At 72.2% G+C, this 25,489-nt stretch carries 31 protein-coding genes; 22 read left to right on the top strand and 9 right to left on the bottom strand.

The features are described from left to right. On the top strand, nt 1-283 hold a 283-nt coding region (locus tag J5X75_RS30455), incomplete at its 5' end, for a DUF6924 domain-containing protein (RefSeq protein WP_208470973.1). Between the two features lie 45 nt (nt 284-328). Here the strand turns inward: J5X75_RS30455 and J5X75_RS30450 are convergent. Then, on the bottom strand, nt 329-535 hold the full coding sequence (locus J5X75_RS30450) for a hypothetical protein (RefSeq protein ID WP_208470972.1): 207 nt from the start codon (nt 533-535) through the stop codon (nt 329-331). A 117-nt stretch (nt 536-652) separates the two neighbouring features. On the opposite strand from J5X75_RS30450, the gene J5X75_RS30445 reads away from it, so the two are divergent. Then, nucleotides 653-916: a hypothetical protein gene (locus tag J5X75_RS30445; RefSeq protein ID WP_208470971.1), complete on the top strand. Its 264-nt coding sequence runs from the start codon at nt 653-655 to the stop codon at nt 914-916. Between the two features lie 175 nt (nt 917-1,091). Here the strand turns inward: J5X75_RS30445 and J5X75_RS30440 are convergent, their stop codons facing one another. Both J5X75_RS30440 and J5X75_RS30435 read right to left on the bottom strand, forming a co-directional pair. Continuing rightward, nucleotides 1,092-1,523, bottom strand: coding sequence for a DUF6188 family protein (locus tag J5X75_RS30440; RefSeq protein WP_208470970.1), 432 nt, complete (start codon nt 1,521-1,523; stop codon nt 1,092-1,094). Nucleotides 1,524-1,728: 205 nt separating this feature from the next. Continuing rightward, a complete protein-coding gene (locus J5X75_RS30435; protein WP_208470969.1) occupies nt 1,729-2,058 on the bottom strand; it encodes a hypothetical protein in 330 nt (109 codons plus the stop codon). A gap of 563 nt (nt 2,059-2,621) precedes the next feature. On the opposite strand from J5X75_RS30435, the gene J5X75_RS30430 reads away from it, so the two are divergent. Beyond that, on the top strand, nt 2,622-3,098 hold the full coding sequence (locus tag J5X75_RS30430) for an NUDIX hydrolase (RefSeq protein WP_208470968.1): 477 nt from the start codon (nt 2,622-2,624) through the stop codon (nt 3,096-3,098). A gap of 1 nt (nt 3,099) precedes the next feature. On the opposite strand, the gene J5X75_RS30425 is transcribed toward J5X75_RS30430, so the two are convergent. Together J5X75_RS30425 and J5X75_RS30420 are read right to left on the bottom strand one after the other, a co-directional pair. Then, the gene (locus tag J5X75_RS30425) at nt 3,100-3,315 is read right to left on the bottom strand and encodes a helix-hairpin-helix domain-containing protein (RefSeq protein WP_208470967.1); all 216 of its coding nucleotides are present in this window, start codon (nt 3,313-3,315) and stop codon (nt 3,100-3,102) included. Nucleotides 3,316-3,336: 21 nt separating this feature from the next. Then, complete coding sequence (locus J5X75_RS30420; protein WP_208470966.1) at nt 3,337-4,404, bottom strand: FAD-dependent monooxygenase; 1,068 nt, start codon at nt 4,402-4,404, stop codon at nt 3,337-3,339. A gap of 72 nt (nt 4,405-4,476) precedes the next feature. Here J5X75_RS30420 and J5X75_RS30415 point away from each other — a divergent pair, with 72 nt between their 5' ends. Beyond that, complete coding sequence (locus J5X75_RS30415; protein ID WP_238489898.1) at nt 4,477-5,103, top strand: TetR/AcrR family transcriptional regulator; 627 nt, start codon at nt 4,477-4,479, stop codon at nt 5,101-5,103. Here the strand turns inward: J5X75_RS30415 and J5X75_RS30410 are convergent. After that, entirely contained in the window at nt 5,069-5,734 is a 666-nt protein-coding gene (locus tag J5X75_RS30410) for a DUF6882 domain-containing protein (protein ID WP_208470964.1), read from the bottom strand. The two genes, J5X75_RS30415 and J5X75_RS30410, sit on opposite strands and share 35 nt — an antisense overlap. A 91-nt stretch (nt 5,735-5,825) precedes the next feature. Then, the gene (locus J5X75_RS30405; RefSeq protein ID WP_208470963.1) at nt 5,826-7,358 is read right to left on the bottom strand and encodes an alpha/beta hydrolase; all 1,533 of its coding nucleotides are present in this window, start codon (nt 7,356-7,358) and stop codon (nt 5,826-5,828) included. A gap of 251 nt (nt 7,359-7,609) precedes the next feature. Here J5X75_RS30405 and J5X75_RS30400 point away from each other — a divergent pair, with 251 nt between their 5' ends. Next, entirely contained in the window at nt 7,610-7,834 is a 225-nt protein-coding gene (locus J5X75_RS30400; RefSeq protein ID WP_307798354.1) for a hypothetical protein, read from the top strand. 99 nt (nt 7,835-7,933) lie between these two features. After that, on the top strand, nt 7,934-8,596 hold the full coding sequence (locus J5X75_RS30395; RefSeq protein ID WP_307798353.1) for a maleylpyruvate isomerase N-terminal domain-containing protein: 663 nt from the start codon (nt 7,934-7,936) through the stop codon (nt 8,594-8,596). A 53-nt stretch (nt 8,597-8,649) separates the two neighbouring features. Here J5X75_RS30395 and J5X75_RS30390 read toward each other — a convergent pair whose 3' ends face one another. Together J5X75_RS30390 and J5X75_RS30385 are read right to left on the bottom strand one after the other, a co-directional pair. Beyond that, nucleotides 8,650-9,540 (bottom strand): hypothetical protein, encoded by an 891-nt coding sequence (locus J5X75_RS30390; protein ID WP_208470962.1) that lies wholly within the window; start codon nt 9,538-9,540, stop codon nt 8,650-8,652. Continuing rightward, nucleotides 9,540-10,013, bottom strand: coding sequence for a GNAT family N-acetyltransferase (locus J5X75_RS30385; protein ID WP_208470961.1), 474 nt, complete (start codon nt 10,011-10,013; stop codon nt 9,540-9,542). Before J5X75_RS30385 ends, J5X75_RS30390 begins: the two co-directional genes overlap by 1 nt. Before the next feature lie 88 nt (nt 10,014-10,101). Between J5X75_RS30385 and J5X75_RS30380 the strand changes: the two genes are divergently transcribed. The 16 genes from J5X75_RS30380 (at nt 10,102) to J5X75_RS30305 (ending at nt 25,489) form a co-directional block, all read left to right on the top strand. Then, entirely contained in the window at nt 10,102-11,049 is a 948-nt protein-coding gene (locus J5X75_RS30380) for a DUF1152 domain-containing protein (RefSeq protein WP_208470960.1), read from the top strand. Nucleotides 11,050-11,251: 202 nt separating this feature from the next. Beyond that, nucleotides 11,252-12,088, top strand: a complete 837-nt coding sequence (locus J5X75_RS30375; RefSeq protein ID WP_208470959.1) for an AfsR/SARP family transcriptional regulator — start codon at nt 11,252-11,254, stop codon at nt 12,086-12,088. A gap of 95 nt (nt 12,089-12,183) precedes the next feature. Then, nucleotides 12,184-12,393: a hypothetical protein gene (locus tag J5X75_RS46140; RefSeq protein ID WP_208470958.1), complete on the top strand. Its 210-nt coding sequence runs from the start codon at nt 12,184-12,186 to the stop codon at nt 12,391-12,393. Beyond that, the gene (locus J5X75_RS30365) at nt 12,390-12,932 is read left to right on the top strand and encodes a Pvc16 family protein (RefSeq protein ID WP_208470957.1); all 543 of its coding nucleotides are present in this window, start codon (nt 12,390-12,392) and stop codon (nt 12,930-12,932) included. Before J5X75_RS46140 ends, J5X75_RS30365 begins: the two co-directional genes overlap by 4 nt. After that, complete coding sequence (locus J5X75_RS30360) at nt 12,932-13,516, top strand: hypothetical protein (protein WP_208470956.1); 585 nt, start codon at nt 12,932-12,934, stop codon at nt 13,514-13,516. The genes J5X75_RS30365 and J5X75_RS30360 overlap by 1 nt, the downstream gene beginning before the upstream one ends. A gap of 22 nt (nt 13,517-13,538) precedes the next feature. After that, the gene (locus J5X75_RS46135) at nt 13,539-16,151 is read left to right on the top strand and encodes a phage tail sheath subtilisin-like domain-containing protein (RefSeq protein ID WP_208470955.1); all 2,613 of its coding nucleotides are present in this window, start codon (nt 13,539-13,541) and stop codon (nt 16,149-16,151) included. Between the two features lie 20 nt (nt 16,152-16,171). Continuing rightward, a complete protein-coding gene (locus J5X75_RS30350; RefSeq protein ID WP_208470954.1) occupies nt 16,172-16,612 on the top strand; it encodes a phage tail protein in 441 nt (146 codons plus the stop codon). Between the two features lies 1 nt (nt 16,613). Further along, nucleotides 16,614-17,078, top strand: a complete 465-nt coding sequence (locus J5X75_RS30345) for a phage tail protein (protein WP_208470953.1) — start codon at nt 16,614-16,616, stop codon at nt 17,076-17,078. 1 nt (nt 17,079) lies between these two features. After that, a complete protein-coding gene (locus J5X75_RS30340) occupies nt 17,080-17,244 on the top strand; it encodes a hypothetical protein (RefSeq protein ID WP_208470952.1) in 165 nt (54 codons plus the stop codon). Beyond that, nucleotides 17,241-17,915, top strand: coding sequence for a CIS tube protein (locus J5X75_RS30335; RefSeq protein WP_208470951.1), 675 nt, complete (start codon nt 17,241-17,243; stop codon nt 17,913-17,915). Before J5X75_RS30340 ends, J5X75_RS30335 begins: the two co-directional genes overlap by 4 nt. Further along, nucleotides 17,912-19,630 (top strand): phage baseplate assembly protein V, encoded by a 1,719-nt coding sequence (locus J5X75_RS30330; protein ID WP_208470950.1) that lies wholly within the window; start codon nt 17,912-17,914, stop codon nt 19,628-19,630. The genes J5X75_RS30335 and J5X75_RS30330 overlap by 4 nt, the downstream gene beginning before the upstream one ends. Before the next feature lie 8 nt (nt 19,631-19,638). Then, the gene (locus J5X75_RS30325; RefSeq protein WP_208470949.1) at nt 19,639-19,914 is read left to right on the top strand and encodes a PAAR domain-containing protein; all 276 of its coding nucleotides are present in this window, start codon (nt 19,639-19,641) and stop codon (nt 19,912-19,914) included. Next, nucleotides 19,911-20,327: a GPW/gp25 family protein gene (locus J5X75_RS30320; RefSeq protein WP_208470948.1), complete on the top strand. Its 417-nt coding sequence runs from the start codon at nt 19,911-19,913 to the stop codon at nt 20,325-20,327. The genes J5X75_RS30325 and J5X75_RS30320 overlap by 4 nt, the downstream gene beginning before the upstream one ends. Then, nucleotides 20,324-23,020 carry a baseplate J/gp47 family protein gene (locus tag J5X75_RS30315; RefSeq protein ID WP_208470947.1) on the top strand — a complete coding sequence of 899 codons (2,697 nt, stop codon included), beginning with the start codon at nt 20,324-20,326 and terminating at the stop codon, nt 23,018-23,020. Before J5X75_RS30320 ends, J5X75_RS30315 begins: the two co-directional genes overlap by 4 nt. After that, on the top strand, nt 23,017-24,645 hold the full coding sequence (locus J5X75_RS30310; protein WP_208470946.1) for a hypothetical protein: 1,629 nt from the start codon (nt 23,017-23,019) through the stop codon (nt 24,643-24,645). The genes J5X75_RS30315 and J5X75_RS30310 overlap by 4 nt, the downstream gene beginning before the upstream one ends. Further along, nucleotides 24,638-25,489, top strand: a complete 852-nt coding sequence (locus J5X75_RS30305; RefSeq protein WP_208470945.1) for a hypothetical protein — start codon at nt 24,638-24,640, stop codon at nt 25,487-25,489. The genes J5X75_RS30310 and J5X75_RS30305 overlap by 8 nt, the downstream gene beginning before the upstream one ends.

Here is a 25,489-nt window from a genome sequence, read left to right as displayed (position 1 = left end):
ACAACTGGTGGAGATGGTGCCTGCAGGCGTGGACCATGCAGTCGCCTTCCTCGTCGACGCGAAGACGCTGACTCACCCTGACCGCCCGATCCTGGTGGTCAACCTCTACGACTACGTGGAAGGCCTGGAGGACCAGGGCAAGGGGCCTCAGCGCGGTGCCACGTTCCGAGTCGTGCCGTCAGAGATGTGGTCGGTTCAGAACAACCTCACGATCTCGAACATGGACTGGGAGGAGTTCGCCGAGAACGTAGACGGCGACGGCATCTTCCGCGGCTTCGAGTAACACGCATTCTGGTGCGTTCATCTGCCGCAGTCCGCGCGTTCCAGGTCAGTGCAGGTGGTCGCAGTAAGGCGAGCAGCGACGGCCGAGGCGATGGCCGAGATCTCGCAGAAGGCTCCCCAGCCGCTCGACCTTGTCCGCAGTCGGCGGAGTAATCGGGGCACCAGCAGCGATGTGCTCTCCGACCTCATACAAAGTCGCGTAAAGGTCCTCGGCGGTCGCTCGGTCGAGCTCCAGCGTGATGTCGTCCGGCACTCGACGGAAGTTACTCTCTTGCCGCCGTCCGGACGCTACGGAGCGTTACCGCGGTGCGGCGCAGCCGACATCCGACCGTGCCGGTGAGTGAGCACCCACCCTTGGTTGAATGAGGCCATGGAACTGAGCGGCACCGAACCGTCCCCAGATCGTTCCCAGCTCACGGTCGACGATGATGTCTTCGACATCGTGTATGACCCGACACAGCCAGGTGCCTATCACTACACCCGGCTCACCGGCCCTGCGCCAGGCTATGGGTTCACCAGCCGGCGGTCCGATCACGCCAGGAGCACGACCGCCGAGCACGTGAAGCAAATCCGGTCATTCCTCGACATGGTGGACCCCGTGACCGGTTACATCGAGGACGACTCAGGTGATTAGGGCGAGGACCCCCTCGACCGGTGACTCCACCAGTACACCAAACGGCCGAGTCCCCTCGCCGGCCCCATCCGCTCATGCCGAAGTGCGGATGGCCCAGTTCCGACACCGAAGATGCGATGATCGCTGAAGCGAGGCGAACCGGTAGCCACCCCAGATTCATCCCCGTCGAAGATGGTCAGGAATCGTCCTGGCCGTCGCTCCCGGGCGGCCAGATTGCGAGATCGCCGCCAGGCATGCTGACGATCAGCAGCCCTTCATCGGAGCGGACCTGCCAGGCCTCGTACATCTGGTCGTACGGCACAACGACGTAGGCGTCTTCGAAGGCAACCTTCAACGCGCCACGTGGATCGACAACCGCAGCCGTGGCCGGGGTGTTCAGCAACCGTATGAGCTGTTCGGCCACGTCGAGACTGATGGGGTCGCCGTGCCGATCGGAGCCGTCAGCAAGGACGACTCGCAGCGACCCTTCGATCGTGAACTCATGAAAAGCATCGTCGTCAAACTCCAGACGCACACCTCCACCCATGCGGAAGGCGAGCAGCCGGTGCCCTGCAACAGCCTGTAGCAACCGGTTGCTCAGATCGACGTCTTCAAGCGTTGGAGGCACGAGCTGATCATGCCTTCTGCGGCTGATTAAGGGCTGTGAAGTGTTGCATCTCCGAGGCAAACCGTATCCGGATCTGCCGCCGATCGTGCGCTGACCGCCGGCCCAGCGGTCACTCGGCGTGACGTCCGGCGAGTCGCTGCTCTTGCTCGCTCATAGCCGATGAGTGAGTGCGCAGAGCCGCTGGCATTCCCAGCCCCGCTGACACCTATTTGCCTTCCGGGAGCGACGGCGTCGGCGCGACGACGGCGTACGCAGAGGGCACGTCGGACTGGTCTCCTAGCAGGTAGACACCGATCGGCTCCGCCGGTAGGTGGTCGCCAATGCCGTTGACCGTCAGCGTTCCGTCGCAGGGAATCTCGAAGGCGACCAGCGCATCAGCAGGAGCGCCAGGCTTGGCGCTACGCACCTCGACTGAAAGCGTCTTCCCAGGTGTCGTCGAGGTGCAGGCGGCATGGACCCAATACTCCTGTCCGGCACGTGCGCTGACGCCCAGGGTGGTCGCGCCCGCAGGATGGCCGTCCTTGCTGGAGAGCACTCTTCGGGACAGCTCACCAGCAACGGCGGGGGGCGGCTTCAGGCGCCCTGGTGGTATGCCGGTCGCCGTACCGGCCGAAGGAACCGAAGACAGTGCGTTCTCACTGGGAGGCGACGCGGCCGGCTCCGGCTCAGGTGCCGGGCCGTTCGTACATCCTGCGACGGTGACGGTCGCTAGTACGGCGAGAACCATGGCCGCGTGTTGCGATCTTGGCATAACGCATAATTTCACGTGGTAGCGAGTCGGCAGACGAGAACGCTGATCTGCCGCAGAGAACGCGCGCTGGGTCGCGTCGCTGCCCGTGCCCAGCGCGGTGGCTGGCACGCACCGTAGTCACCCTTGGTGACGCAGCGACCTCGTCCGCAGCAGCGTCGGGGTAGAGCGGGAGGTTAAACGACAAGCTGAGGAACGCGATGGTGTCGTCGTCCTCCTACGCCGTGTGGTGCCGGTAGTCCTCGTGGCCGTCCACGAAGGCGCAGACGAAGCACGGTCCTTCGTGAACACGCCGGCCGTACTGTTCGAAATCGAACGCAACTCTCATACCGGAACGGTAGGTCGCTTGCATGCCCGTACCCGAGTTCGTCGTCGCCCTGCGCGCCAAGATCGGTCATGACCCGTTGCCGCTGAGCGGCGTCATCGCGGTCGTTCTCGACGAGCGGGACCGGGTGCTGCTGGTCCGCCGCTCCGACACCGGGGAGTGGGCTCTGACGACGGGCTGTCTGGAACCGGGCGAGCAGCCGGCCGACGGCGCCCGGCGCGAGGTCCACGAGGAGACCGGTGTCGTGGTGGAGGTCGAGCGGCTGCTGTCGGTCGAGGCGCTGGAGCTGTCCACCGCCCCCAACGGCGACCAGGTTCACTGGCTCGCCCTCGGGTTCCGGTGCCGGCTGGTCTCCGGCGCGGCCCGGGTCAACGACGACGAGTCCGTCGAGGTCGGCTGGTTCGCCGCGGACTCGATGCCGCCGCTGCCCGCCCACCAGGCGCGCTGCCTGGCGCTCGCCCTGGCCGGTGACGGCGACCCGTGGTTCGCCGGTGCCCGGTGACCTACTCGCCGGCCCAGGCCAGGCCGTGGTCGGCGAGGGCCTCGGACAGCAGGCGGATCGCTTTCGGCCCGACGCCGTGCATCGCCAGCAGCTCGGCCGGCCGGTGGGTGGCGACTTGGGCGAGGGTGGTGATGCCGGCGGCCAGCAGGGCGCTGTTGGCGGGCCGCCCGATCGGCGGCAGGTCGCCGATCCTCGCCGGCGTGTCGCGGGTGCTCACCCGGACACGATAGCCGGGGGCTCATGCCGCCCGGCCCATCCAGCGAGCGGCGACGTTGCGGGTGGTGAGGCCGAGCCGGGTGGCGGGGACGAGCATGCCGGCGGCCAGCCCGACGCGCCGCTGCTTGGGCATGACCAGCTTCCGGTGCTCGGTCTCGTAGCCCTGTAGCGCCTTCTCCACCTGCCCGGGACTGCCGGCGAGGGCTTGCGCCAGCGTGTACGCCGCGGTCATGGCCAGGGTCGACCCGTCGCCGAGCAGGGACACGCAGGAGGCCGCGTCTCCGAGCAGGGTGACCCGCCCGGTGCTCCAGGCGGGCAGGCTGACCCGGCTGACCGAGTCGAGGAACAGCTCGTCGCTGCCCATCGCGGTCGCCAGCAGCTCCGGCACCCGCCAGCCGGCGCCCGTATAGGCCGCCGCCAGCCCTTCCCGGCTGATCCGCTCACTGCGGAAGATGAACGCGGCCACCGCCGACCCGCGCGCCGGATGGATCGACACCAGCCGCCCGGGTGTGTTGAACAGCAGCACCTCATCCGGATCCTGCGCGGGCTCACCGAGCGGAACGGTCGCCACCCCGAGCCCCACCGGCCGCACGAACCGTGACTCCGGCCCGAAACCCAGCCGTCGCACGGTCGAATGCAGCCCGTCGGCGCCGACGACCAGGTCGAACCGTTGCGGCGCGGCCGTCTCGAAGGTCACCTCCACCCCGCCCGGCTCCTGGCGCATCGCGGTGATGGTGTCGTCGAGGATCAGCTCGGCGTCGTCGCTCACCGAGTCGGCGAGGATCGTCGCGAGATCGCTCCGGGGGATCTCGACCTCGCCGCCTCTGCTGGGCATGGCGATCCGGGCGATCGACCGCCCACGCGGATCGAAGACCCGCATCGCGCTCGCGTGGGTGGCGGCCGCCCGCAGCCGGGGCAGGATGCCCATCCGTTCGGCGACCGCCACCGCCGGCCCGCGCACGTCGACCGGGTTGCCGCCGGAGCGCAGCCCGGCGGCCCGCTCCACGAGAGTCACCTGCCAGCCGTGCCGGACCAGCCAGAACGCCAGAGTCGGGCCGGCCACCCCGGCCCCCGAGATGAGTGCCTTCATGCCCACGACGTTAGCCGCATCGAGTGCGAATCTGCAATGGATGCAGATTTGCGATGGGTGCATAATGGCGGCATGGCGTCTCTTCGTGATCGCAAACGCGCCCGCACCCGGCAGGCCCTGGTCGAGGTGGCGGCCGATCTGTTCGAGCGGCAGGGCTATGACGAGACGACGGTCGCGCAGATCGCGGCCGGAGCGGAGATCGGCACCCGCACGTTCTTCAGCTACTTCCCGGGCAAGGAGCACCTGGTCTTCCCGGAGACCGATCGTCGGGTGCACGCCGCCCTCGAGGCGATCGACCAGCGCGGCCCGAAGGACGGCCCGGCCGAGGTGCTGCTGCGGGCGCTGCGCCGGGTCGGCGACGACAGCGACGACCTGAGCGAACGCCTGGCGGCGCTGCGGCTGCGGCTGATCCGCGAAGTGCCGGCCGTGCAAGGGCTGTCACTGCGGATCCAGCTGGACGCGCAACGACAGATCGCCACGCATCTGGCGGCGGCCTTCCCGGAGCGGCTCGACGAGGTGCGGGCGGCCGCGCTGACCGGGGCGTTCGTGGGCGCGGTGACCGGCGCCCTGCAGGTGCTGCTGGAGCGTGAGGAGAGCCGCGACGATCCGGCCGCCGTGCAGCGGGCGCTTCAGGAGGCGGTCGACGCGGCGCTCGCCCCGTGGTTCAGCGGGGCTGGATCTGACCGGTCAGATCACTGACCCGGCCCAGGTGATCGAAGGTGACCCGGACCGTCGAGTTGTCCGGGTGCCGGCCCACCACGCCGCCGGGGGTGTCGTCGACCCGCCAGCCCTGCTGCTGGAGGAAGGACACCACGACCGTCCGATGGTCGACGGCGAAGGCCTGCAGCACCTGCCCGAGGACGGTGAAGGTGCGCTCGGGCGGGACGGCCCCGCGTACCCGGGAGGGAAGGTTCTCCAGGTGGAAGAAGATCGCGCCGCCCTGGTAGGCGCCACGGTAGTAGGACCGCCCGGTCAGCCCGGAGGCGACCAGCGCGATCCGGTGGCCGTCGGTGCGGTCCAGGCGCAGCGCCGGCTCGGTGAACTCGCGGACGTTGTGGATGCGCCCGTGCTCGCGCAGCCATCCGGCGAGTTCCAGCAGGTGCGGGGAGACGCCGGCGCTCTGATTGGCCCAGGCCCACAACCAGGTGCCGTCCGTGTGACTCTCCGTGCCCAGCAGCTGGATGGGGTAGCGGAGGTCGTTGCCGAACGTCACCATGCCCGCGTTCAAATCGAGCTGCCAGCCGCGTTCGCCGAGCAGGTCGGCGAGCGCGAGCTGCCGGGCCATGCCGGTGGCGACGTGCTGGGCGAACAGGTCATCGAACGAGGACACGGACCGGCCTTTCGATCAAGGGAGCCGGTGCAGTGTGACATGCGGGTGCGCCGGTACCGACCGCCTGGGTCGGCACCGGCGCGCCGAATCTCTAGACAGCCGGGAACGGGGCCCGGTCCTGAGCGCAGCGGGTGCCCTTCGGCGGGAGGTCGCCGTCGAGCAGATAACGGGTATACCAGCTGGTGACACACGCGCTGTAGTTGCTGGTGTGGCCGAAGCCGTCGAGCGTCAGCAACCGTGCGTTACCGAGCTGACGGGTCATCCGGACCGCGAAGTCGAGCCGGGTCGCCGGGTCGTAGGTCGGGTTCACGACCAGGATCGTCTCCGCGGTGCGGCGGTTCCACGGTCCGTCGTACGCCTCGGTGATCGTCGGCCAGGTGGCGCAACCGACCTCGCTGAAGGCCTCCGCCCGCCCGAACGTCGGATGGGCCTTCTCGAAGGCCGCCGCGAACCCGGGATAGAGTGCCGGGTTCCGCGGCAGCGGCGCGTCCGCGCAGTTCACCGCGAAGCCCGCGTCGTTGCCCGTGTAGCTGTAGGCGTCGGGGAGCCAGCCCCGGGCCGGCGGCGCGGTCGGCAGGTCGCCGCCGGTGGCCCGCAGCGCGGCGGGGTCGCCGAAGACGAGACCGTAGACCCACTGGAGGTCCTCCGCGGCCGACGGGAAGTTCGCCATGTTGTAGAGGGTCTGCCCGATGAACCCGGTCAGGTCGTCGAGGGTGATCGTCCCCAGGTCCGGGATCTCCACCGGCCCTTCCCGCAGCCGGTCGCGCAGCCGGTCGAACTTGGCCCGCGCGTCACCGGAGAACGCGCACGCGGCCCCGGCCCTGTCGCACTCGGTGAGGAACCCGTCCAGGGCGATCTCGAAGCCGCCGGCCCTCTCGAACTTGTTCGCCAGCCGGTGGTTGGTGCGCTGATCGGGGTCGACGTTGCCGTCCAGGATGAGCGCCCGCACCTTCGCCGGGAACAGGTTGGCGTAGGTCGCGCCGATCAGCGTCCCGTAGGAGTAGCCGATGTAGGTGAGCCGGTCGTCCCCGGCGCCCCGGCGCAGCAGGTCGAGGTCCTTCGCCACGTTCAGCGTGCTCATGTGCGTCAGCAGCGGCCCGATGGTGCCGGCGCAGGCCGCGGTGTACTCCCGGTTGGCCGCCAGCGTGCTCGCGATCTGCTGCCGGGTGATCGGCACGCCGGTCATCCGCGCGTACAGCGCCTCGGCCTCGGCGTCGGTCGCGAAACACTGGATCGGGTCACTCGCCCCGATGCCGCGCGGATCGAATCCGACCAGGTCGAACCGGGCGAGCACCTCCGGCGACGCGATCCGGGCCGCGTTGCGCACCATGCCACGCCCCGCGCCGCCGGGCCCGCCGGGATTGACGAAGATGGTTCCGATCCGGTTCGCCGGGTCCCCGGCCGGGCGCCGTGACAGCGCGATCGTGGTGGTCGCCCCGCGCGGCTTGTCGTGATCCAGCGGCACCTCGTAGGTGGCGCATTCGAACCCGGCCAGCAGCGGTTCGGTGCACGCCGACCAGGAGAACGGTGGCGCCGCGCCGCCCGCGGACGCCGCTTGCGGCGCGACGGCGACGGCGGAGACGAGAGCGAGCGCGGCGGTGACACGCACGGCGAGTCGTCGCACGAGAGGTCCTTCCGACGAGGAGACAGGACCCCCGCACTCTCTCATGCATGCAAATCAATCACTGTCAGGGAAAAACCCTATTTCGTACGCCTACGTGAGCCGCCGTGGGGTGACGCGGCCGCTCCATCCGACCGCGGCGGGTCACAGGCGCAGCCGGCGTGATGACGCGGGCACGCCCTCAAGTGTGTTCGAGTGAGTTCCGGCCGGAATATTCGCATGATCGACTTGACGGGCGCGTACTATAAGAGGCCGTGTCAAACCATAGTAATAGCGGCGATACGCCCGAACTGACCCTGCTCACCACCCTCTGCGGCGGCGGCAGCTGCCCGACCGTCTACCGCACGGACCGGGGCACCCTGATCGTCCAGGGATACACGGTTTCCGCCGACAGCGTGGACCTCGACCTGCCCGACGGCGAGCAACTCGTCGAGATCCCGGCGGAACTGCTCGCTGCCGCAGTGCGGGCGGACAACTAGGTTCGGACCGAACGCGCGGAGCGACGCGGGTCACCACACTTGAGCGGCTCGCCCGACTCCCTGGGCCAGACCCACTACGCCCCGTATGCTGCTCAACCCGTGACCATCGCTGAACTGACCACGCTGGACGCCGAGTGCGCCGCCTTCGTGCACGCGTTGCGTGCCCTTCCCGACCACGCGTGGGAGCGGCCCACCCGCTGCGAGCCGTGGACCGTCCGCGACGTCGTCGGCCATGTCGTCACCGTGCTCGGCCGGGTGCCGGTGATGGTCGCCGCCGCCGCGCCGGCCAGCGCCGAGGTGAGCGCGACCGGCTACTACCGCGCCGACGACCGGTTCGGCGCCGAGGCCAACACCGAACGGGTCCGCGTCGCCCAGGCCGTCACCGGCGACCTCGCCACCCGCCTCGCCGACATCGCCGCCGAGGTGCGCGACGTCTGTTCCGGTGAACCGGACGACCGGCTGGTGCGAACCCGCCACGGCGACGCGATGCTGCTCGGCGACTTCCTGCTCACCCGCATCGTGGAGGCCGCCGTCCACGGACTCGACGTGGCCGACGCCGCCGGAGTGCCGCCGTGGCTCACCGAGACGGCGGGGGAGCGGGTGCTCGGCCTGCTGTTCGGCCCGGCCTGGCGCGAGTCGGTCGCCGCCCTCGGCGGGGACCCGCTCACGGTGATCCGTACGGCCACCGGCCGCGCCCCGGTCACCCCCACCGACCAACAGAGTCTCGAAGCGGCCGGCCTACGCCCGTTGACCCTGGGCTGACCGAACCGTCTCAGCTCGTTGGCCAAGCGCTCACGCCCGGCCGGGCTGTGCGCTCAGACGTGCAGGTCGAGGCGGTGCAGGGCGAGCATCACGAAGCCGCGCAAGGCGCGGCTCCAGCCGGTCACCTCACCGACCGGGTCGCGGTGGGCGGTCTCGATCAGCACGGTCAGGGCCGCGGGGGAGAGGGCTTCGCCTTTCCGGTACGCCGTGGCGACCGCCGCCGTGACCGACACGATCCCGGAGCCGGTGCCGGCGAGCCGGTCGAGCAGCCCGTCGATCCGGGGATCCTCGAGGCGGACGTGCGCGAGGGCCAGGTTGGCGCTGGCCCGCGGCTGCTCCCGCCCGGCGTCGACGGCCAGCCACGCCTGGACGGTCGCGGCGTCCACCGGGAACCACGCCGCCAGGGCCGCCGCCCGCGCCGCCACGGTGTCGTCCGGGTCGCCGATCCAGGAGACGACGACGTCCTGGAAGGCGGCCGCCCGGTGGTAGCAGTCGTCCTCCCAGCGGGCGGCCAGCAGGTTCATCAGCTCGAACTCCTCGTCGGAGAAGTCGTCCGCGTCCTGCTCCTGGTGGAAGCGCCGGGCCAGATCGGCCGTGTCCACCCCGTCGAGCCGCCCGGCCGCCGTGAGTTCGGTGGCCGCCGGGTCGAACGGCAGCCGGTCGTCGCGCCGGTCGCCGATCGTGATGCCGGTGAGCAACCGCAGCAGCTCGCCCCGGCCGGGTGTCGCCGGGTCGTCGATCAACGCGACGAGGAACGGCACGACCGCCTGGCTGGCCTGGAACCGGGTGCCCTGATGCAGGACGGTGGCGTGCAGCCCATCGAGGGCGTCACCCCGTACGTCCGGATCGGGGTGACGCAGCGCCCGCAGCATGTCCGGCACGTCGTCGGCGGCCCCGTACGCGTGGTGGAGCCGGTCCCACCCGACGTCGTCGAGCCCGTCCATCAGGGCCGCAGGCTCTTGGACATGTTGTACGACGTGTCCCGGAAGCCCATCTGCTCGTACAGGGCGTGGGCGCCCGGGTTGTGGGCGAAGACGTGCAGCCCGATCGACACCACGCCGAACTCCCGGCACCGGGCCTCGGCCGCCCGCATCAGCTCCCGGCCGTAGCCCTTGCGGCGGACCGCCTCGTGGATGAAGAAGTCGAAGATGAACGCGTGCGGCCCGTCGGCCTCGTTGCGGATGCGCATCCACAGCACACCGGCCTCGAGGTCGCCGTCCCATGCGGTCCACAGGTGATGGCCGGGTGTCGCCAGCCCGTCCGGCAGCAGGGTGGTGGTGCTCTGCTCGGCCTGGTCCAGCGCGTCCTCCGGCGTGAGGCCGGTGCCTTCCAGGTCGGCGGCGTAGGAGCGGATCGTCTCCTCCCGGTAGGACCGGAACTGCTCGTGGGTCATCGGCTCCAGCCGCAGCGCTCCCATAGCCGGCACTCTATCGAGGGCTTCCAACCTATCCTCCTAGGATGAAATAGAGGATGCGTGGCGCGGCACTTGTCACGATCATGGTCACGTGTGGCGACTGCCGTTCTTCGAAGCGCTGTCCGACGCCCGCCGCGTGCTGATCGCGGGCGCCGGCGGCGGGTTCGACGTCTACGCCGGACTGCCGCTGGCCCTGTCCCTGCTCGGCGCCGGCCGGACGGTCCACTTCGGCAGCCTCTCGATCGTGAACCTGCACGCCCTCGACAAGACCGTCTGGCGGGAACCCGGGGTCGCGTCGATCACCGCCGACACCGTCGGCCCGGAGGACTACTTCCCGGAGCGGACCCTGGCCCGCTGGCTGGCCCGGCACCACCTGCCGGCCACCGTCCACGCCTTCCCGCGCACCGGGGTACGCCCCCTGCGCGCCGCCTACCGCCGGCTGGCGAAACGGCTCGACCTGGACGCGATCATCCTGGTCGACGGCGGCACCGACATCCTGATGCGCGGCGACGAGGCCGCCCTGGGCACCCCGGTCGAGGACGCGACGAGCCTGGCCGCGGTGGCCGGCACCCCGGTGCCGACCAGGCTGGTGGCGTCCATCGGGTTCGGCGTCGACGCCTACCACGGCATCAACCACGTGCAGGTGCTGGAGAACCTCGCCGCCCTCGACCGCGACGGCCACTACCTGGGCGCGTTCACGGTGCCGTCGCACGGCCGGGAGGCGGCCCTCTACCGCGACGCCGTCGAACACGCCCGCGCCGGCACACCCGGCCGGTCCAGCATCGTCAACGGCCAGATCGCCGCGGCCCTGACCGGCGCGTGCGGGGACGTGCCGCTGGACGGCCGCACCGCCGGGACGCCGCTGTTCGTGAACCCGCTGATGGCCATGTACTTCACCGTCGACCTGCCCGGCCTGGCGGCCCGCTCGCTCTACCTGGACCGGATCCGCGGCACCGACGACATGCTCCAGGTCAGCCACCTCATCGAACGCTTCCGCGACGAGATCGACCCGCGCCCCCGGGTCCCGTTCCCGCACTGAAAACGGCGGCCGGGAACGGCTAGAACACTCGGGATGCCATCGGGAAGACGTAGAACGGGTGAACTCGACGGCGTCCGGCCCGTCGCGGCATGGCGGGGTGGATTCCTGGTGCGTACGCTCTCCTCACCAGCCGACACGACATCGTTGCTGTGTGTAGGGGGTCGCGGTGTTGGATTCGGGCCTGCGTCTCAACTTGTTCGGCATGCCGACGGTCGTCGCGCGGGACGAACCCGTCACCCTCTCGCCGAGCGCCACCATGGTCTTCGCCTACCTGGCCCTCGCTCCGAGCGGCGGGCGGCCCCGGTCGGTCGCCGCGGCCCAGCTGTTCGCGGACTGCTCCACCGGCACCGCCCGGCGCCGCCTCAACACCGCGCTCTGGCGACTCCGGTCGGAGATCCGGTCGAACGTCGGTGTCGAGGTCATCGCCAACGTGGGCGGCCCGTGCGTCGGCCTGGACGCCGCGGCGGGCGTCACTGTCGACGCGTCCGTCTTCCAGGAGCTGGTAGCACCGGTGTTGCAGCGCGACGAGGTCACGGTGACCGAGGCGGACGCCGCTCAGCTCGAGACGGCCGCCTCGATGTACCGTGGCGAACTGCTCGAAGCCTGCCACGACGAGTGGGTGCTGGCGCACCGCAACCGGATCGAGAATCTCTATCTCAGCACGCTCGACTGCCTCGTGCGGCACCACGGTGAACGCGGCGACGTGGCGGCGGTGACCCGGTACGGCGAACTGGCCCTGGGGCTGGAGCCGCTGCGCGAGGACGTGCACCGCCACCTGATGACCGCGTACGCCGACGCCGGCCGTGACGACCTGGTGGAGCGGCAGTTCGAGCGCTGCCGCATGGTGTTGCTCGAGGAACTCGGCGCCGATCCGATGCCCGAGACCGTCGCGCTGTACGCGCGGCTGGCCCGCCACGACCGGAGCCGGTCGGCGAGCGTCGCGGCGCTCACGGCCGAACTGGAGCGGGCCCGCCGGGAGGTCGGGCGGCTGACCGAGACCATCGACCGTGCCCTCGACCGGCTTCGGCGGATGTCCTGACCGTGATCCCGCGGTGATCGCACCGCGGGATCACGGTGACCCTCCGGTGACTGGTCCTTGACAGCCTGGCTGTCGAGAGAAGGGTCACGGTCCTGGTGGCGACTGCGTGGAAGTACCGATTCCTCGTCGACGTATGGGCGGAGCCTCGCGAGATCGAGGGGCTGCCGACCGTCATCCGCGCCCGGGTCGTGGACATGGCCACCGACGAGGAGCACTACGTGGGATCGTTCGCCGAGATCGCGCAGATCATCGCGGCGCGCCTCGACGCGGAGGGCATCCGTCCGGCGCGCTGGGAGCGATCGTGATCCTCGAGGTGAGCGAGGCGCTGCGGGACGTCATCCACCAGGCGACGCCGGATCTCGGCTCCTGGGTGGTGCATCACTCGCTGTCGCAGGCGGACAAGGCGGCCCTTCCCGATGCCAAGGGGATTCTGGCTCTGCTCGCCGTCGAGGAGCACGCCCATCTGCGCAACCGTCCACTCGTCGAGGGCGTGGCCGGCCTGGTGCGGGCGCCTCTGTCGCTCAAGCTGCACTACCTGGTCACCTTCACCGGGGAGCACGACGAGGCACAGAGCCGCCTCGGCCGGGTGGTCCAGGCGTTCCACACCACGCCGATCCTGCGCCCGCCCGGCCTGCCGCCGGCACTGGCGGATCAGGTGGACAGCGTCGTGATCCGGCTTGCCGGGCCGGGGCACGACGAGCGCAACCAGATCTGGGGCGCCGTCGGGCGACCCGGCCGGCTGTCGGTGTTCTACGAGGTCGACGTGGCGCCGATCCCGGTGCTGGAGCGTGAGGGCGCCGGCCGGGTCCGCGAGCACCGCATCGACTACGTGGAGGTGCCGTGATGCTCGGGTCCGTCACCACCCGGCTGCGGCACCACGTACGGCTGGTGCACGCCTCGACCGGCCGGGCCGTCACCGGCCTGACCGCCCGGCTGCAACCGGTGCCGCACGGATGGGGCGTGCGGACCCTGCCGGACGCTGTCGTGGTGTTCGCCCGTGCCGACGCGGCCGAACCGGCGCAACACCCGCAGCTCGCGGTCACCGTGACCGGCCCGCAGCGCGACCTGCTGGAGTTCGCGCCGGTGCCGGGCCGTCCGCCGCGCACGGTGCTGGTCGACCTCACCGCGGCGGTGATCGAGGTGCCGCTGCAACCGGTGCCGATGACCCTGACCGTCGTGCTCACTACGGCCGCCACCGGCGCGCCGCGTACCGGGCGCACCGTCACCTGCCGGGCCGGCTCCGGGCCGGCACCGAGGCCGGAGGTCCCCTTGGCCGAGGAGGAGCCCGGCGTGTACCGGTCGGCCGCGGTGCCGTGGCCGGCCGTCTTCACCCCGATGGACCTGCTGGTCGACGGCAGCCCGCTGCGGACCCTGTCCATGGATCTGACCAGAACCGCCACCCGTGTACGCCTGATCGACACGACCTGAATGCAGAGCCGAGGAGGGCACTGTGACCTACCAGTCTCCGGGGGTCTACGTAGAGGAGGTCTCGTCGGGACCGCAGCCGATCGCCGCCGCGCCGACGAGCGTCGTGGCGGTACTCGGCACCACCCGCAAAGGACCGGTCCTCACGCCGACCCGCGTCACCGGATGGGCGGACTTCGTCCGTACGTTCGGTACCGCCTCGGCGCGCGGCTACCTGGCCGAGTCGGTCTTCGGCTTCTTCGAGAACGGTGGCCCGGCCGCCTGGGTGGTCCGGGTGGACCCCTCCTCGGAGGCGTCCTGGACGGCGTTCGACGTCTCCGGCACGCAGAGTTTCGCCATCACCGCCAGTTCGCCGGGCGCCTGGGGCAACACGCTCACCGTCAAGGTGCGCCCGGACGTCGAGGGGGCGTCGGGCGCGTTCTACCGGGCGTCCACCACCGGGCCGGCGGTCTCGGTGACCAACTCCGGCGAACACGTGCTCCAGGTGGCCTCCACCGCCGGGCTGCGGCCCGGTGACACGCTGGCCCTCGTCCCGGTACCGGCGTCGGGCGCGGCCGCCGCGCCGGTGACCGCGACGGTGGTGTCGCTGACCCCGAACGCGATCACGCTGAGTTCCACCGGCGCCGCCGCGATGACCACCGGCTCGGTGGTGGCCGGCGCCGCGGCCTCCGGTGCGCCGTCGGTGTACCTCGCCACCGGCAAGGGCTTCCGGGTGGGCGACGTCGTCGTGGCCGTGCACCCGAACGGCGCCCGGTCGGCGGCCCGGGTCACCGACGTGGCCCCCGCCGGCAGCGCCGTGCGGCTGGCCCTCGACGCCTCCCTCGGCAGCGTGCCGGGCGCCGCCTTCGTCCTGCGGCGGGCGAACTTCCCGGCCACCGCGATCGTGGGCGGCCAGCCCACCGGCTCGCCGCCCAGCACGTCGGTCCCGCTGTCGGCGCTCGCGTTCGAGCGCCCGCTGACCGCGCCGGTCATGGCGGACCTGTCCGCGTCCGCGCCGCAGAGCGCCGCCGCCCGCATCACCACGAGCGACGACCGGGCCGCGGTCTGGACCACCAACCGTTTCGACGTCGTCGGCTCGGCGCCGCCGCCCAGCGGCCGGGTGACGGTCAACGCGCCGGTGTTCGCGGTGCTGCTCGCCGACAGCGGGCTGAGCATCACCAACCTGACCGTCGCGGACGCCGCCAACGGATACGGCTTCCTGCCCGTGGGCGCGCAAGTCACCTACACGGGCGCCGGCGCCACCGCTGTCGTGGCCACTCGTACCTCGACCCTGGCCGGGTTCACGCTCGCGCCGTCGCCGAACCCGGCGCACACGTACACCGACGCGGCCTTCACCCTCCAGGCGGACGCGGACGAGGGCCTGGCCGTGCGCTGCGCGGTGGCGCCGCGGGTCGGCGACCGGCTGGCGATCGGCGCCGCGTTCGCCGAGATCACCGACATGGCAGAGGTCGGCGGTGACACGTACGTGCTGCGCTTTCCGGCCTCGACCGCGGTCAGCGACAACACCCAGCGGCGTTTCGGGCTGTACGCCGTGGAGAGCGCCTCGGTGGTCGCCGAGCGGTTCGCGGTCACGGTGTCGGAGAAGGACGCCGTGCTGGAGAGCTTCACCGGCCTGTCACTGAGCGAGCACCACCCGCGGTACTACGCCAAGGACGACGTCGTCAACGGCGTCTCCGCGCTGATCCGGGTCGCGCCCCGGGCCGCCGGCGCACCGGCCGTGTCGCTCGCGGCCGCCCCGTTCTACGTCGCCCCCGACAAGTTCGGCGCGGACAAGCCGGCCACCAACGACGACTTCCGGTTCGGGATCACGTGTCTCGAGGAGGTGCCGGAGCCGGCCATGGTGATCTGCCCGGACCTGGTGACGGTCGGCGACCCGCTGCTTCGCGCGGACCTGGTGGGCCAGATCGTCGCGCACTGTGAGGAGTTCCGCCGGTTCGCCATCGTCGACGCGCCGGACGAGGACGACGAGGCGCTGCTGGCATGGCGCAACACGACGGTCGCGTCGACCCACGCCGCCGTGTACGCCCCGCACCTCAAGATCGTCACGATCGACCCGGACGCGGGCGACCGGTTCACGACGGTGCCGCCGTCCGGCTTCGTCGCGGGGGTGTTCGCCCGCACCGATCGGCTCCGCGGCGTGCACAAGGCGCCCGGCAACGAGGCGGTCACCGGCATCGTCGGGCTGTCGCGAAGCTACACCCAGCGGCGGCAGGACCGGCTCAACCCGGGCGGGGTGAACCTCATCCGGGCGTTTCCCGGCCGCGGCACCCGGCTCTGGGGCGCCCGCAACGCGACCGACGACACCCGGTGGCGGTACGTCAACGTCCGGAGGCTGTTCAACATGATCGAGAACTCGGTGGACCGGGCGACACAGTGGGTGGTCTTCGAGCCGAACACCGCGGCTACCTGGATCCGGATCAAGGTGTCGGTGGAGAACTTCCTCGACCAGCAGTGGCGGGCCGGCGCGCTGGCGGGCACCAGACCCGAGCAGGCGTACCGGGTGCGGGTCGGCCTCGGCGAGACGATGACCGAAGCCGACATCGACCTGGGTCTGATCATCACCGAGGTGGCGATCGCGCCCGCCAAGCCCGCCGAGTTCGTCGTGTTCCGCTTCAGCCACAAGCGGCTGTCCGAGTGATCCGCGAAGGAGCCTGATCGATGTATCCGCTGTCCACACTGCATTTCGTCGTCGACTGGGGCGACCAGGAGCGGGGAACGACGAGCTTCTCCGAGGTGAGCGGCCTGACTCTCGAGGCCGAGGTCATCGAGTACCGCGGTGGTGCGGACCTGCAGTTCTCCACGCACAAGCAGCCCGGCCTGCGCAAGTTCTCGAATGTCACGCTCAAGCGCGGCATCGCCCCGGCCGAGGCCGGCAACGGGTTGTTCCGGTGGTACAACTCGATCACGGTCGGCGCGGTGGAGCGCCGGGACGTGAGCATCAGCCTGCTCAACGAGGTGAGCGAGCCGGTGATGACCTGGAAGATCAAGGCGGCCTGGCCGGTCAAACTGGAGGGCCCCGGCCTCAAGTCGACCGGCACCGACGTCGCCATCGAGAGCCTCGAGTTCGCCTGCGAGGGCATCGAGATCGAGACCAGGTGACATGGTGCTGCCGTTCGCGTCGCCCACCGTCGAGCCGTACATCACGGCGCACTTCGTGCTGGCCATCGACGGCCTGGCCGCGGCGAACTTCTCCAAATGCACCGGGCTGGCCGGCGAGGTCGGCGTCGAGGAGTACCAGGAGGGCGGCGAGAACCGGTTCGCGCACCGGTTCCCCAGCCGGGCGTCGTTTCCCAACCTGGTGCTCAGCCAGGGCGCCGGCCCGCTGCAGGAGCTGTGGAGCTGGTTCTACGAGTTCCACGTCACCGGCGTGGTGGTTCCGAGGGACGGCACCGTGGTGCTGATGAGCACGGTGGACGGCGCCCTGGCTCCGGTGCGGGTCTGGGCGTTCACCCGGGGCTGGCCGGCCAAGCTCACCGGACCGGACCTCGACGCGCAGTCGTCCGCGGTGGCGATCGAGTCCATCGAGATCGCCCACCACGGGCTCCTCCTCAAGCGGGTGATCTGACATGGCGGTCACGATCGGCGAGATCGTCACCGAGACGGTGGTGGCGGTGCCCGCCACGGCGCCGCCCGCACCGGGGGAGCCCACGGGCGACGCCGACCTCGAGGTGATCGTCCGGCGGGCCACCGAGCGCGTACTGGAGATCCTGCGCCGGGAGTGGGACCGATGAACCTGACCGAGCTGCAGCTCACCAAGCTGACGTTGGACGCGTACGCGGACATCGACTTCGAGCGCCCGGCCGGCATCCGCTGGCAGGCCCAGCTCAACCCGACCGAGCTGGCCTTCTCCCGCAAGAACATCTACCAGGCCACCCAGTCGGCGGGCACGTCGGCGCCGCAGCAGTCGTTCAGCGGCGGCGAGCCGGACCAGATCCAGCTCGACCTGCTGCTCGACGGCACCGGCGTGGTCGGCGAGCCGGGCGGCATCGGGCGCAGCCTGGACGCGCTGCTCGAACTCACCAGATTCCAGGGCGACACCCACCAGCCGTACTACGTGCACGCGTACTGGGGGCGGTTCAGCTTCCGCGGCATCCTCACCCAGGCCGACGTGACCTACAAGCTCTTCGACCGTACGGGTGAGCCGCTGCGGGCGACGGTCAAGCTCTCCCTCAAGGAGGCGCTGTCGCCGCAGGAGGTGGCCGCCGAGGACCGCCCCAGCTCGCCCGACCTGTACCAGACCTGGCTGGTCAGCGACGGCGAGCGGCTCGACGCGATCGCCGCCCAGGTGTACGGCGACTCCGCGTTCTGGCGGCCGCTCGCCGCGGCCAACCGGCTGACCAACCCGCGCGGCCTGGTCACCGGGCAGCTGCTCATCCTTCCGCCGTTGGCGGCGCGGCGATGACCGGGGCACAGCGCGACCGGCCGGCCTTCGAGGTCCGGGTCGCCGGCAGCCCGCTCGAGCCACTGGCCGCCGCCGACGTGGTCGAGATCGACGTGCACGAGGAGGTCGGCCGGCACGGCCGGCTCACCCTGCTCGTGCAGAACTGGGACGCCGACCGGCGGGCGGTCCGGCACAGCGACGACGGCCCGTTCCAGCCCGGCGCGGCGGTCGCGGTCTCGCTCGGCTACCACGCCGAGCTGACCACCGTCTTCGACGGCGTGATCGCGTCGCTCACCACCCACTTCCCGCGCGGCGGCCGGCCGCTGCTGCGGGTCGAGGGTCGCGCCCGGTCCATCCTGCTCGACCATCCGCCCCGGTCGCGCCAGCTCGCCGACGTCAGCGACGCGGACGTCGCCGCGGCCATCGCCGCCGACTACGGCCTGGACACCGACGCCGCCGGCGGGCTGACCCGGCCGTTCGTGGTGAGCGACCGGATCAGCGACTGGGAGCTGCTCAAACGCCGCGCGGCCGAGCTGGGCTGGGTGACCTACGTACGCGCCGGGACGCTGGTGCTGCGCCCGCCGTCCGCCGCGCAACAGCCGATCGAGCTGGACTACACCCGCTCGATCGTCGAGCTGCACCTCACCCAGGACCTCACCCGCGCCATCGACAGCGCGGTCGGCGTGGCGTGGGACGTCGACACGCTGGAGGCGACCGAGGCCGAGCAGGGTGCCGGGGCGGCGGAGATGGACCTCGGCGACCGCGCCGCCCACGACGCCGCGGTCGCCGACAGCGGCTGGCCGCTGCGCACCGTACGGATCGAGTCGCCGGCCGTGGCCGCCGCCGACGCGGCCGATTCCCGGGCGGTGGCCGCGCACCGGATCGCCGCGCTGGCCCACTACTTCGGCACCGGGGTGGTGCAGGGCGACCCGGCGCTGCGCTGCGACGGCTGGGTCTCCATCGCCGGCATCGGCCGGCGCATGTCCGGCCCGCACTACGTGACCGCGGCCCGGCACCGCCTCTCGGCCGACGGGTACCACACCGAGTTCCAGGTCGGATCACCGCCGGCCCTGGCACCGCCGCCGGCCGTCACCGGGCACGGCCTGGTCGTCGGGGTGGTCGAGGCGATCGACGATCCCGACGCGCTCTGCCGGGTACGGGTCCGCCTGCCCTGGCGCGCGGACGGCGGCGACGGCGTATGGGCCCGGTTGTCCACCCTCGACGCCGGCGACGGGTACGGCACCGTCGTGGTGCCGGACGTCGGCCAGGAGGTGCTGATCGGCTTCGTCGACGACAACACCGCCACCCCCGTCGTGCTCGGCTCGCTCTACAACGGCACGCAGCAACCCCCGATCACGGTCGACGCGCGGACCAACGCCGTACGGCTGCTGATGACCCCGGGCGGGCACATGCTGCGCTTCGACGACGGCGACCACGCGACGGTGACCCTCGCCTCGGGCACCGGGAACACCGTCGTGCTCAACGACAAGGACGCCGAGCTGGTGCTGACCCACGGCGACTCGGGCAACGCCATCCGGCTGTCCGCCGACGGCATCGAGCTCACCGCGGCCAAGGGCGACATCACGCTCACGTCCTCGGCCGGCACCGTCAAGCTCGACGCGCTCAAGCTCGAGGGCAAGACCTCCGGGCCGTCCAGAATCGAGAGTTCCGCGACCTTCGACCTCCAGGCGAGCGGGTCCCTGGTGCTCAAGGGATCGCTCGTCACCATCAATTAGGAGGCGCAATGCCGGCAGCCGCCCGGGTGGGGGACACCACCGTGCACGGCGGGATCGTCGTCGGGCCCGGCGTCGCCACCGTGCTCATCGCCGGGATGCCGGCCGCGGTGGCGGGGGACATGCACACGTGCGCCATCCCACCGCCGCCGCACCTGCCCGTGTCACCGTTCGTGGCCGGCTCCGCCACGGTGCTGATCCAGGGCCGGCCCGCGCTGCGCGCCGGCGACTCGTGCGGCTGCGGCGCCTCGGTCGCGGTCGGCAGCCCCACGGTGGTGATCGGATGACCGCCGGCGACTACCCGCAGGTCGGCCGGGGCTGGGCGTTCCCGCCGCGGTGGGCCCCCGACCCGGACGGCGCCGTGACGGTCGTGCTGAACGACGGCGCCGAGCACGTCGAGGAGGCGATGGTGATCCTGCTGCGCACCCTGCTCGGCAGCCGGGCGATGCGCCCGGGCCTCGGCGCCGGCGTCGACCGGCACGTGTTCGAGCCCAGCACCGCCGACGCCTGCCACCGGCTGGCCGACGACGTACGCCGGGCGCTGGTGCTCGGCGAGCCGAGGGTCATCGTGGACGCGGTCGTCGCGGTGCCGGCCGGTGACGCCGACGACCGGGTCGACGTCACCATCGACTACCGGATCGACCGGCACCGCCGCCCGAACAGCCTGGTGATTCCGTTCTACCTGGCGGGTGCGGCATGATCCGAACCCCCGGGCAGGTCGTCGCGGCTCTTGCCGTGGCGGCCCGGTTCGCCGCGCGGGACCAGGACACCTGGTACGACGCCCTCTTCGAGGCCGGCCCCGACGGCGCCGACATGCTGTCCGCACCGCGGCAGCCGGACCGCGCCCTGCTGCGCGCCCTGGCCGCCGAGTACGCCCAGCTCGACGCGCACGCCGCGACGCTGCCGGACCGCCTGCACAGGGAGTGGCTGGCGGCGATCCTGCGGATCCGGCGTCTGCCGGCGCTGCCCGACCGGGTGGTCGCGCACGTCACCGTCGACCCCAAGCTGGTGCCCGCCGTGGTGCCCCGCGGCACCCTGCTGCGCGGCGGCAAGGACGCGTTCGGCAAGGAACGGCGGTACGCGACCGTCGACCCGCTGACCGCCCACGGCGCGAGCCTCGCCGGGGTGCGCTCGCTCGCCCCCGGCGGCCCCGCGACCGGCCTGCCCGGTGTCGCGGCATCCGCCCCGCCGTTCCCGCTGGCCGTGCCGCAAGGGCCGGACGCGCCGCACGTGCTGCGGATCTCCTCGCCGGCTCTGGCGTTCGCCGGCGGCACCCTCACCACCCGGCTCTCCTTCGCCGGCGCCACCGGCGTGAGCGGGCTGACCGGCGCGGTCTGGCGCTACTCGCGGACGGACGGCACCACCAGCCCGACCACCGGCGCGGCGGTCGCCGGTGACACCGTCTCCGTCACGCTGACCGGCGGCTGCGGGGCCCTGGACGACGGCACGCCGTGGATCGAGTGCGTCATCCCGCCGATGCTGGCGGTCCCGGAGGAGTTCGGGTTCACCGCGGTCACGGTGGAGGTCACCGGCCGCAGCGCATACGTGCCGCAGGCCGCCTTCTACAACGACGGCGCCGTCGACCTCACCAAGGAATTCCAGCCGTTCGGTGCGGTCGCCAAGCGGGGCGACGCGTTCTACCTGCGCTCCGACGAGGCGTTCGGCAAGGCGCTGGCGGGCCTGACCATCGCCGTCACCATGCAGGCCGGCGACGGGCTGCTGGCCTCGTCCGCGGGCGGCAGCGGCATCCCGGCGTCGACCGCGACCTACCTGACGAGCCAGATCTCCTCGGCCAAGCTGAAACTCGGTGGCGCCTACTCGACCATCCGTGACGAGCTCGAACGGATCGGCGCCGTGCTCGCCGAGCCGGGCGCCCCGTCGGTCCGCTGGCAGCGGCGGGTCGACGGGCACTGGTCCGGCTTCGGGCCCGGCATGGACCGGTTCGGCTCGGTCACCGCGACCGTCGGCGGCGAGGTCGGCTCGGAGCGGTTCACCGTCGGCGGGCAGCCGGGCCACTTCGTCCGCGCCTTCCTCCACCAGGGCGACTTCGGCTGGACCGCGTACCAGGCCGGCGTCGCCGACTTCGCCACCAAGGCGATCGCCGGTGGCCCGGTGAAACCGGTGATGCCGACGCCGCCGGTACCGCCGATCGCGTCCGCCATCACGATCAGCTACACCACGTCCCCGCTGCCGGCCACCCGGGTCGAGTCGACCAGCGGCTGGCGGCACGCGGTGCAGGCCGGCAGCGGCACGTTCCGGCCGTTCCGGCGGGCGGTGTCGGACCGGGGCGCACCGGGCATGGTGGCGATCGGCCTCGACCTGTCCGACCCGGCGCTGGGTTCCAGCGTCTCGCTGCACCTCGACGTCGACTCGGCCGCGCCGTGTGGCGCCACCGAACCGGTCGACGCCCGCTGGGAGTGGTGGGACGGCACCTCCTGGTCCGAGCTGGCCGTGGCGGACGGGTCGCGCCAGCTGCGCGAGGCCGGCCTGCTACGGTTCGTCGCGCCGCTGGGCTGGCCGGCCGGCTGCGCCGACGTGGGTGCCGCCACCGGCCGATGGATCCGCCTGGTCACGTCGGCGCCGGACCGCCTCGGCGACCTGCGCGGCGTCGTCGTCGACGCGGTGCTGGCCGAGTTCGTCTCCGGCACGGCCGACCCGGCCCTCGACCCGACCTCCGCCACGGCGCTGCCGCCCGGCGCCATCAAGGGCACGCTCACCCCGGTCCGGGGCGTCAAGAAGGTAACCAACCTCGCCTCGGTACGCGGCCGCGGCCCCGAGTCCAATCCGGCGTACCGGGCGCGCGCGTCGGCCCGGGCCCGGCACCGCGACCGGTCCCTGACCCCGTGGGACTACGAGCAGTTGGTGGCGCTGACCTTCCCCGAGGTCGCGGCGGTGCGCTGCCTGCCGCACACCAACCAGGCCGGCGACCGCGAACCCGGCCGGGTCGGCCTGGTGGTCGTGCCCGACCGTCCCGACGACCCGGCGCCGCGTCCCTCGGTCAGCCTCGTCGAGCGCATCGTCGAGGCGGCCGGCCCGACCCGGCCGATGGGCGCCCGGGTCGCGGTCCTCTGCCCGCTGTACGCCCCCGCCACGGTGGTCGCCACCGTGCTGCTGCGCCGGGGCGTCGCCGCCCTGGCCGGCAAGGAGGCGATCGCCGCCGCGCTCGAAGCCGTCCTGCACCCGTCCGGCGGCGCGGCGGCCCGTTGGGGCCGCTCGCTGTACGCCTCGGCCCTCGTGGCGTTCCTCGAACGGCAACCCGACCTCGACGTGGTGACCTCGTTCGAGCTGCGCGACGTGGGCGGGACGCCGGTCGAGGTCATCGAGGTCGACGCCTGCCGCGGCCTGTACTGCTCGTCCGCCTCGCACCGCCTCACCTGTGTGGAGCAGCTATGACCATCCCACCGGCGGCGCCGCTCACGGCGTTCGTGCCGGAGCCGCCGGACGCCGACTGGGAGACGATCCGGGCCCGGGTCATGGCCCACCTCGGCGCCGAGACGCCCCCGTCCTGGACCGACCACAACCCGGTCGACCCCGGCGTCACGCTCGCCGAGGCGGCCGCGTTCGGGCTGGCCGACCTGCACTACCGGGTGGCGGAGCGGCGCATGGAGGCCTGGCCGCTGGAGGCCCGCTGCTTCGCATCCGACACCGACCGGCACTGGCACGGCACGATCCCGGCCGGCTCGCTCACCGCGATCGCCGGTGCGTTCGCGGCGGCCGCGCCGGGCTCGGCGAGCACGCTGGAGTCGCTGGTCCGGGCCGAAGCCTCGCAGGCGGACGCGGTGGCGCTGCTGTCCAAGCCGCCGTGGGCCGGCGTGTTCACCGCGCCGCAGCGGCCGGTCGTGGTCACGCTGCTGCGGGGACGGCTGGTCCGGCAGATCGCCCAGGAACAAGCGCACCTCGTCGCCGCGGCCGTCGCCGCCGAGCGCGCTGCTGGGGACGCCGTCGCGGCCCGGGACGCGCGGGCCGCCGCGACGCTGCGCTTCACGCTGCCGCTGTGGCCCGAGGAGATCGCCGCGGTGGTGCGGCGCGAGCGCCGGCGGCTGTCGCGCGAGACGCTGGTCGCCCGGCTCGACGAGGTACGTGCGGCCACGGCGACGACCGCACCGGCCATCCGCGCCGCGCTCACCGCCGCCGACCTCGACGCCACCGAGGCCGACCTGGCGATGGCGGCGGCCGAGCAGCCGCCGGGCATGCTGCCCGAACATCTCGAGGACGCCGCGGGCCGGTCGCTGATCTGGCCGCCGCATCCGATTCAGGCGCTGACCAGCGAGCCGGTGACGGCCGACGACTACGCCCGGCGGGCCCGTGCGCATCCCGGCGTCGGCCGGGCCTGGGCGGTGCCGGGCCGCCTGCCGGGCGTCGCCTGGAACGGGCTGCCCACCGGCACCACGCCGCAGATAGCCGCCGACCCGGACGCGCCGGCTGTGACGCTGGTCGTCGAGCGGATCACGGGCACCGGCGACCCGGACGGTTTCCTGCGTGCCGTGCTCACCGCGGCGATCGGCCCGGAGGCGGTCGCGCCGTTCCCGGACTGGCGCGAGGACGTCGACGACCTCGCGCCGCGCCGGGTCATCGGTGACGAGGTGGGTGCGAGCCTGCTCGCCCCCGTGCCGATCCTGGTGCAGGCCACCCTGGTCGGCCCGGTCGGCATCGACCGGGCCGCGGTGGTCGCCGACGTACGGGGCCGGATCGCCGCGCTGTTCGCCCGCGGCGAGCCGGAGCCCGGCCCGCCGGCCGCCGAGCCGGTCGTGGACGGCCCCTGGCCGCGCCGCGACCAGCCGGCCGGCGGCTGGAGCCCCGGCGAACCGATCCGGTTCACCGAGGTGGTCGACGCGATGGCCGGCGGCCCGGGCGTGTGGGGAGTGGAGCGGCTGGCCATGAAGGTCCAGGGGGACCCGTCGTTCCTGCCGCAGTCCGCCGGCAGTCTGCCGATCCCACCCAACGCCGTCCCGGTACTCGCGAAGGCCGACTGCCTGACCGTACGGCTCGCGCTGACCGGGAGGTGTGGCGATGCGTAGCCCGGACTACACGCGGCTCGCGGCGCAGCTGCCCGCCGTGTACCAGGAGGACGCGGCGTCGTTCGCGCAGGTGGACGCCTATCTGGGGCTGGCCGACGAGCTCAACCACGCGATCGTCGAACGGTTGGAGGACCTGCCGCTGACGTTCGGGCCGGACGCCGTGCTCCGCTGGCCGGCCGGCCTGCCGTACGACGCCGGCGCCGATGCGCTGCTGGCCGCGTACCTCGACACCTACGACCAGGTGGCGGCGTGGGCGAGCTTCACGTTTCCGGCCAGCTGGGGCCGGGATGAGGCCGGCCTGACCCGGCGCCGCGAGTTCCTGGCCCGGTCCGCCCGGTTGTGGCGGCGTCGGGGCACGCCGCGCGGCTTCCTCAGCTGGTTCACGCTCTACTTCGGGGTGTCCACGCCCGGGCTGCCCTACCTGCTGGAGCACTACAAGGCCCCGGGCGCCGGGATCACCGCCCGACCGTACACGGCGACGCTGTTCGTGCCCGGCAGCACCGATTTCGCGTCGTGGGGCCGGCGCGAGGAGGCCGTCGACTTCGTCAACCGGTACGCGCCGGCGCACGTGGACATCCGGGTCTGCTTCATCGACCCGGATCTGTTCGCGAGCGTGGTGTTCGCCACCCCGCCGACTTTGCCGGACAACCCGACCGGACCGCAGGTCACCGCGTACGCGGCGGCCGTCGCGGGCTTCCAGAGGGAGCTCAACGGGCTGCTCTGCTCCGTGAAGTCCACCGTCAGCCACGCCAACGGCATCCACATCTACGAGTGCATCGACGAGGGCCGCCCGATCGACCGGCTCGATGTCGGCCTCCTGCCCACCGACACGCCGGGAGAGTAG

Source organism: Actinoplanes flavus, from assembly GCF_017592555.1.
GTDB lineage: Bacteria > Actinomycetota > Actinomycetes > Mycobacteriales > Micromonosporaceae > Actinoplanes > Actinoplanes flavus.
This window is presented reverse-complemented; position numbering and strand designations above follow the sequence as displayed.